Consider the following 8,153-nt stretch of genomic DNA (forward strand, 5'->3'; position numbering starts at 1 on the left):
AAGCAATGCACATAAGGTGAACGGAAACTAATTCAGGGTAAAACGTTCTCCATACATGCCTAACCGAACGGTATTGCGCACACAGCGGGCCTGAGGACAAAGGCAGATTATTCTGCCTGTAAACGAGACGGCGGCGCGGAGTGATAATGCGCGTCAGCCTCGGCAAAACGTTGCTGCATTGCGGTTGAAGGCGCTTTACCCAACAGACTAAAGACGACAATACCGATGCTGCCGAAAATAAAGCCAGGGATGATTTCATACAGACCCAGCCAGGCAAACTGCTTCCAGACGATTACCGTCACCGCGCCGATGATCATCCCTGCCAGCGCGCCGTTGCGGGTCATGCGCGACCACATTACCGAGAACAGAACCACCGGACCAAACGCCGCGCCAAAGCCAGCCCAGGCGTAGCTTACCAGACCCAGCACACGGTTCTCCGGGTTTGCCGCCAGCGCGATGGACACCAGGGCCACAACCAGCACCATGATACGACCAATCCACACCAGCTCTTTCTGGCTGGCATTTTTACGCAGGAACGCTTTGTACAAATCTTCGGTGATTGCGCTGGAACACACCAGCAACTGGCAGCTCAGGGTCGACATCACCGCCGCGAGAATCGCAGACAGCAGAATACCGGCAATCCACGGGTTGAACAGGATTTGCGCCAGTTCAATAAACACACGCTCAGCGTTCTGATTAACAGCACCTGCCAGCGACGGGTTGTTATTAAAGTAAGCGATACCGAAGAAACCAACGGCAACTGCGCCGCCCAAACACAGGATCATCCAGGTCATGCTAATGCGACGTGCATGCACAATGCTATGGTGAGAATCTGCCGCCATAAAGCGCGCCAGAATATGCGGCTGGCCAAAGTAGCCCAGGCCCCAGCCCATCAGAGAAATGATGGCAACAAAATTCAGCCCTTTGAACATGTCTACGTTCTCAATGCTCTTTTGTTTAATCACTTCCAGCGAATCATCGAATCCACCCACGCCAATAATGACCATGACCGGCGTCAGGATCAGAGCAAAAATCATCAGGCTGGCCTGAACGGTATCAGTCCAGCTTACCGCCAGGAAACCACCAATAAAGGTGTAAATGATCGTCGCGGCCGCTCCCGCCCACAGCGCTGTTTCATAGCTCATGCCAAAGGTGCTTTCAAACAGACGCGCCCCTGCCACAATTCCTGAAGCACAATAGATGGTGAAAAACAGCAGAATAACCAGCGCGGAGATAATCCGCAGAATGCGGCTTTTATCTTCAAAGCGACCGGTAAAGTAATCCGGTAACGTCAGGGCATTATTATTGTATTCGGTGTGTACGCGTAAACGTCCGGCCACCAGCTTCCAGTTGATCCAGGCGCCCAAAATAAGGCCGATGGCGATCCAGCTTTCTGAAATCCCCGACAGGAAAATCGCGCCAGGCAGACCCATCAGCAACCAGCCACTCATATCGGATGCGCCAGCAGATAACGCGGTCACGAATGGACCCAGGCTGCGTCCACCCAGAATGTAATCGTCAAAGTTTTTGGTTGAACGCCATGCAATAAACCCTATCAATATCATGCCGAAAATATAGACACAGAATGTCACTAACATCGGTGTGCTAATAGCCATCAAAACTCTCCAAAATTATGTATCAGCAATGCCGTGGCTTGCCGTTTTATTACCCTGCCGGAACGTGGCAAAGATATCTATGTTTACCAGGCGACCGTATCCTGCCGGAAGCGATGGTCATTCACAATCGATTTAACACACCATTTACATCAAAATTGATCCAGAGTAGATAGCATTTTTCTGTAGGTTGCACTCTCTCACATTTTTTTTGGTTGCACCTTTGAAAAGTGTTAACTACCGCAGAGAAAAAGATTCCGTAATTTTTATTCTCCCTGTCACGAACCCCAACTTTATTAACATTTCATTCATTTTCAAGCTTGCAAACCACGTCACATTTAACACGGTTGCACAAAGTTGCAACATAGTGGATATTTCTCGGTAACTATCAGACCCGTATTTCAGTACAACAGGAGTAAACGGCATGGGAACCACCACGATGGGGGTTAAGCTGGATGACGCCACTCGCGAGCGTATTAAAACAGCCGCATCACGAATCGATCGCACACCGCATTGGCTGATCAAGCAAGCCATCTTTAATTATCTCGAAAGACTGGAAAATGACGATGCACTTCCTGAACTGCCGGCCCTGCTGGCGGGCGCGGCGAATGAGGGTGAAGAGTCAACCACGCCGCAGAATGAAACGCATCAGCCTTTCCTGGAATTTGCCGAACAAATTCTGCCGCAGTCTGTTTCCCGTGCGGCAATCACCGCCGCGTACCGCCGCGCCGAAACCGACGCCGTGCCGATGTTGATGGAGCAGGCACGTCTGCCGCACCCCATCGCCGAGCAGGCACATAAGCTGGCGTACGATCTGGCCGACAAATTGCGTAACCAGAAGACCGCCAGCGGTCGCGCCGGAATGGTACAAGGTTTATTGCAGGAGTTCTCCCTTTCTTCGCAGGAAGGCGTGGCGCTGATGTGTCTGGCGGAAGCCCTGCTGCGTATTCCCGATAAGGCAACCCGCGATGCGTTGATCCGCGACAAAATCAGCAACGGTAACTGGCAGTCGCACATTGGGCGTAGCCCGTCTCTGTTCGTTAACGCGGCGACCTGGGGACTGTTGTTTACCGGTCGTCTGGTTTCTACGCATAACGAAGCCAGCCTCTCCCGCTCGCTCAACCGTATTATCGGCAAGAGCGGCGAACCTTTAGTACGTAAAGGCGTCGACATGGCGATGCGCTTGATGGGCGAACAGTTCGTCACCGGGGAAACCATCGCCGAAGCGCTGGCTAACGCACGTAAACTGGAAGAAAAAGGTTTCCGCTACTCCTACGACATGCTAGGCGAAGCGGCGCTAACCGCCGCCGATGCCCAGGCTTATCTGGTTTCTTACCAGCAGGCGATCCACGCCATTGGTAAAGCGTCTAACGGACGCGGCATTTATGAAGGGCCTGGCATTTCGATCAAGCTGTCGGCGCTGCACCCGCGCTATAGTCGCGCGCAATATGACCGCGTGATGGATGAACTCTATCCGCGCCTGAAATCGTTGACACTGCTGGCCCGTCAGTACGACATCGGTATTAATATCGACGCCGAAGAGGCTGACCGACTGGAGATCTCCCTCGATCTGTTGGAAAAACTGTGCTTCGAACCCGAACTGGCGGGCTGGAACGGTATCGGCTTTGTTATCCAGGCCTACCAGAAGCGCTGCCCATTTGTTATCGACTATCTGATCGATCTCGCCACCCGCAGTCGCCGCCGCCTGATGATCCGTCTGGTTAAAGGCGCATACTGGGATAGCGAAATCAAACGTGCGCAAATGGACGGTCTGGAAGGCTATCCGGTTTATACCCGTAAGGTGTATACCGACGTTTCCTATCTGGCCTGTGCGAAAAAACTGCTGGCCGTACCGAATCTGATCTACCCGCAGTTCGCCACCCATAACGCCCACACGCTGGCGGCGATTTATCAGTTAGCAGGGCAAAACTATTATCCTGGTCAGTATGAGTTCCAGTGCCTGCACGGCATGGGTGAACCCCTGTACGAGCAGGTTACAGGCAAAGTCGCGGATGGCAAACTGAACCGTCCATGCCGTATTTATGCGCCAGTAGGTACGCACGAAACCCTGCTGGCGTACCTGGTGCGTCGTCTGCTGGAAAACGGTGCCAACACCTCGTTCGTCAACCGCATTGCTGACACCACTTTGCCGCTGGACGAACTGGTTGCTGATCCGGTCGAAGCCGTGGAAAAACTGGCGCAACAGGAAGGCCAGACAGGTTTACCGCATCCGAAGATTCCCCTGCCGCGCGACCTGTACGGTAAAGGCCGGGAAAACTCAGGCGGACTGGATTTGGCTAACGAACATCGTCTGGCCTCGCTGTCCTCTGCCCTGCTCAATAGCGCGTTGCAAAAATGGCATGCCAAACCGATTCTCGAGCAGCCGGTTGCTGACGGTGAAATGACCCCGGTGGTTAACCCGGCCGAGCCAAAAGACATTGTCGGCTACGTGCGTGAAGCGACTCACAGCGAAGTGGAACAGGCATTACAAAACGCCGTCAATAATGCGCCAATCTGGTTTGCGACGCCGCCACAAGAGCGCGCCGCTATTTTGCATCGCGCCGCCGTTCTGATGGAAGGCCAGATGCAGCAATTGATTGGCATTCTGGTGCGCGAAGCGGGTAAAACCTTCAGCAACGCCATTGCAGAAGTGCGCGAAGCGGTTGACTTCTTGCACTACTATGCAGGCCAGGTGCGCGATGACTTCGATAATGAAACCCATCGTCCGTTAGGCCCGGTGGTTTGTATCAGCCCGTGGAACTTCCCGCTGGCCATTTTCAGCGGACAGATTGCCGCCGCGCTGGCCGCAGGCAACAGCGTACTGGCAAAACCAGCGGAACAAACCCCGCTGATTGCCGCCCAGGGTATCGCTATTTTACTCGAAGCAGGCGTACCGCCGGGCGTGGTTCAACTGTTGCCAGGCCAGGGCGAAACCGTCGGGGCGCAACTCACTTCCGATGAGCGCGTACGCGGCGTGATGTTTACCGGCTCGACGGAAGTCGCCACGCTGTTACAACGCAATATCGCGACCTGCCTTGATGCTCAGGGCCGTCCAATCCCACTTATCGCCGAAACCGGTGGCATGAATGCGATGATCGTCGACTCCTCAGCGCTGACGGAACAGGTGGTGGTCGACGTGTTGGCTTCTGCTTTTGACAGTGCCGGACAACGCTGCTCCGCGCTGCGCGTCCTGTGTCTGCAGGACGATATTGCCGACCACACGCTGAAAATGCTGCGCGGGGCGATGGCGGAATGCCGCATGGGTAATCCGGGTCGCCTGACTACCGATATTGGGCCGGTTATCGATGAAGAAGCCAAAGCCAATATTGAGCGCCATATTCAGGCCATGCGCGCCAAAGGACGTCCGGTATTCCAGGCCGTGCGTGAGAACAGTGACGATGCGCGGGAATGGCAAACCGGCACCTTTATCGCTCCGACGCTTATTGAGCTGGAAAGCTTCGATGAATTACAAAAAGAGGTGTTTGGTCCGGTACTGCACGTCGTGCGTTACACCCGTAACAATCTGGGCAGCCTGATTGAACAAATTAATGCCTCCGGCTACGGCCTGACGCTTGGCGTCCACACCCGTATCGATGAAACCATCGCTCAGGTCACCGGTTCAGCACATGTGGGGAACCTGTACGTTAACCGTAATATGGTTGGCGCCGTCGTCGGGGTGCAACCATTCGGTGGCGAAGGCTTGTCAGGAACCGGACCAAAAGCAGGTGGACCGCTGTACCTGTACCGCCTGCTGGCTAACCGCCCGGAGAATGCGCTGGGCATTACGCTTGCCCGTCAGGATGCAGACTATCCTGTCGATGCGCAGCTCAAAGCGGCTCTCGTGCAACCGCTGGAAGCACTCACCGAATGGGCCGCCGATCGTCCGTCGCTGCGTGCGCTTTGCCAGCAGTTTGGTGAACTGGCGCAGGCCGGAACGCAACGTCTGCTGCCAGGACCAACCGGAGAGCGCAATACCTGGACGCTGTTACCGCGCGAGCGCGTACTGTGTATCGCCGATGACGAGCAGGATGCGCTGGTACAGGTTGCCGCCGTGACTTCGGTGGGAAGCTTAATTCTGTGGCCGGATGATGCGTTCCATCGCGAACTGGCAAAACGTCTGCCAGTTGCAGTCTCCGGGCGGATTCAGTTTGCCAAAGCGGACAACATCACCACGCAGCCGTTCGATGCCGTTATTTTCCATGGTGATTCCGATCAGCTTCGCGCGCTGTGTGAAGCGGTGGCGGCCCGTGAAGGGGCGATTGTGTCGGTTCAGGGCTTTGCCCGCGGCGAAAGCAATATCCTGCTTGAGAGGCTGTATATTGAACGCTCCCTGAGCGTCAATACCGCCGCCGCCGGAGGCAACGCCAGCCTGATGACAATCGGCTAAGGTTGTGGTTAATTAAGGCTCCGGTAACGGGGCCTTTTTTATAAAGTCAGAGGGAAACATGAAACGAATTTTACTGACATGTGCAGCGCTGCTGCTGGGCGGCCAGGCACTGGCAGATGACTGCGCCAACGCGAATAATCAAGCTGAAATGAACACCTGTGCGGCAGAGCAGTTTAAAGCGGCAGACGCCAAACTTAATGAAACGTATCAGAATGCGCTGAAGCGCGCCGCCCCGACCCAGCGCGATTTACTGAAAAAAGCGCAAACTTCGTGGATAACCCTGCGCGATGCAGACTGTGCGTTAATCAGTTCCGGTACCGAAGGCGGAAGCGTCCAGGCGATGATTTCCAGCCAGTGTTTAACGGATAAGACCAACGAGCGCGAAGCGTTTCTCGCCTCGCTTTTACAGTGTGAAGAAGGCGATTTAAGCTGTCCGCTACCGCCTGCCAGCTAACGCACGCGGATCCCTTCGATAATCATCCGCTGTACGCTCTCAACGGTCTGGTTAAAAAAGGCTTCATCACGCAGCGTTGCGCCCGTTACCGCCTCTACCTGTGGGGCAAAGTCTGCATAATGTTGTGTTGAAGCCCAAATCATGAAAATCAGATGGTGCGGATCGACAGGAGCCAGTTTCCCACTGCTGACCCATCCGGCAATCAACGCCGATTTATCATCAATCAGCGTTTTAAGATCACCCGTTAATTCAGCCATCAACAATGGCGCGCCCGCCAGCATCTCCATGCAGAATAACCGGGAAGCCTGCGGGTAATCGCGCGACACTTCCAGCTTAAGGCGAATGTATTCTTTAATGGCCACCAGCGGCGCAAAGTCTTCGCGAAACGCCTTCAGCGGTGCCAGCCAGATATCAAGAATTTGCCGTAAAACGGCAATATAAAGCACCTCTTTTGACGGGTAATAATAGAGCAGATTAGTTTTTGACACCCCCGCCTGCTCTGCCACCTGTTCCAGACGCGTACCGTGGATCCCATATTGGGAGAAGATATTTAATGCCGCGGTTAAAATAGCCTGACGTTTAGCATTGACGGCCTGCGAGCGTTTACCGTTTTTTTTCTCTGCGCGTTGGACCATGCGCCCTCTCCTTCTTGTGAGGGCGTCAGCATACCAAATCACACGGTGAATGGTTAAATTAAAGCGATTCAGGAGGCGCCGTCTGCGGCTGCGATTTTTTCTTCTTGAACTTCAGTTCGCTGACCAGCACGCCAACAATAATGAATGCTGCGCCTAACAAAGCCAGGAGCGGTAGGCGTTCACCCGCCAGACGACCAAAGATCCCCGCCCACACCGGCTCTCCGGTATAGATGACCGTCGCCCGCGTCGGCGAAACGCTGCGCTGCGCCCAGTTCATGGTGACCTGAATAATCGCGCTAAAAATGCCTAATCCCAGCGCGACCACCAGCAATCCTGTCGACATCGGCGGTACAGACTCGCCTGCCGGGGCCATGGCAATAAACGCCACCACAGAAGCGGTTGCCAGTTGCACCACCGTTACCCGACGCACATCTACTTTTCCCGCCCACGCGCTAATCAGAATAATTTCTGCCGCAATTGCCACCGCGCCCGCAAGCGTGATCCACTCACCTTCACCCAGCGCCAGTAAATTCCCCCCCGGCCCGGCAAGAAAAATCAACCCGATAAAGGCCAGTACAATCCCGACACACGGCATTAAACCTGGCATACGCCCCAGACACAGCCATTGCAACAGCGGCACCAGCGGTACATACATCGCGGTAATAAACGCCGATTTACTGCTGGGAATAAACTGCAAACCCCAGGTTTGCAGGCTATAGCCCAGCGCTATCGCAATGCCGATCGCCACGCCGGCTTTAACCTCCAGCCAGGTCAGCTTATGCAACGTTCGCCACGACAGAAGCGCAACGGCCAGCGCAGCAGTCGCAAAACGCACACCGACAAAGAAAAAGGGTCCGCTCAGAGTAACGGCATATTGCACCGCCAAAAACGTTCCACCCCAGAACATGGTGATCACAATGAGGATCGCCTCCTGAGGTTTAACAGAAAAGGAATAACGAGAAAGTAAAGACATGAGACACCCGATTAACAGAATGTCATTAGTCTGCGTTGCGTTTTGTTACAGTTCAACCTTGCAGACAAAAAAAACCGCCGGAAGATCCCGG

Annotated in this window: 5 protein-coding genes; 2 read left to right on the forward strand and 3 right to left on the reverse strand. The window is 54.4% G+C overall.

What is annotated here, in order from left to right:
• Positions 1–107: 107 nt before the first annotated feature.
• Positions 108–1,616 carry a sodium/proline symporter PutP gene (gene putP / locus FDW92_RS22290; RefSeq protein ID WP_038639556.1) on the reverse strand — a complete coding sequence of 503 codons (1,509 nt, stop codon included), beginning with the start codon at positions 1,614–1,616 and terminating at the stop codon, positions 108–110.
• Between the two features lie 421 nt (positions 1,617–2,037).
• On the opposite strand from putP, the gene putA reads away from it, so the two are divergent.
• Together putA and FDW92_RS22300 are read left to right on the forward strand one after the other, a co-directional pair.
• Positions 2,038–6,000, forward strand: a complete 3,963-nt coding sequence (gene putA, locus FDW92_RS22295; RefSeq protein ID WP_137400706.1) for a trifunctional transcriptional regulator/proline dehydrogenase/L-glutamate gamma-semialdehyde dehydrogenase — start codon at positions 2,038–2,040, stop codon at positions 5,998–6,000.
• A gap of 58 nt (positions 6,001–6,058) precedes the next feature.
• Entirely contained in the window at positions 6,059–6,454 is a 396-nt protein-coding gene (locus FDW92_RS22300) for a lysozyme inhibitor LprI family protein (RefSeq protein WP_042314112.1), read from the forward strand.
• Here FDW92_RS22300 and rutR read toward each other — a convergent pair.
• Both rutR and FDW92_RS22310 read right to left on the reverse strand, forming a co-directional pair.
• Positions 6,451–7,089 (reverse strand): HTH-type transcriptional regulator RutR, encoded by a 639-nt coding sequence (rutR, locus tag FDW92_RS22305; protein ID WP_042314113.1) that lies wholly within the window; start codon positions 7,087–7,089, stop codon positions 6,451–6,453. The two genes, FDW92_RS22300 and rutR, sit on opposite strands and share 4 nt — an antisense overlap.
• 58 nt (positions 7,090–7,147) lie before the next feature.
• Positions 7,148–8,062 (reverse strand): DMT family transporter, encoded by a 915-nt coding sequence (locus tag FDW92_RS22310; RefSeq protein WP_042314115.1) that lies wholly within the window; start codon positions 8,060–8,062, stop codon positions 7,148–7,150.
• Positions 8,063–8,153: the final 91 nt, after the last annotated feature.

The organism is Citrobacter sp. wls706, from assembly GCF_005281305.1.
In the GTDB taxonomy this organism is placed as follows: domain Bacteria; phylum Pseudomonadota; class Gammaproteobacteria; order Enterobacterales; family Enterobacteriaceae; genus Citrobacter; species Citrobacter werkmanii.

Excerpts from the sequence above, each read along its gene's own strand:
- putP (WP_038639556.1), bottom strand. The coding sequence starts at position 1,616 with ATGGCTATTAGCACACCGATGTTAGTGACATTCTGTGTCTATATTTTC.
- putA (WP_137400706.1), top strand. The coding sequence starts at position 2,038 with ATGGGAACCACCACGATGGGGGTTAAGCTGGATGACGCCACTCGCGAG.
- FDW92_RS22300 (WP_042314112.1), top strand. The coding sequence starts at position 6,059 with ATGAAACGAATTTTACTGACATGTGCAGCGCTGCTGCTGGGCGGCCAG.
- rutR (WP_042314113.1), bottom strand. The coding sequence starts at position 7,089 with ATGGTCCAACGCGCAGAGAAAAAAAACGGTAAACGCTCGCAGGCCGTC.
- FDW92_RS22310 (WP_042314115.1), bottom strand. The coding sequence starts at position 8,062 with ATGTCTTTACTTTCTCGTTATTCCTTTTCTGTTAAACCTCAGGAGGCG.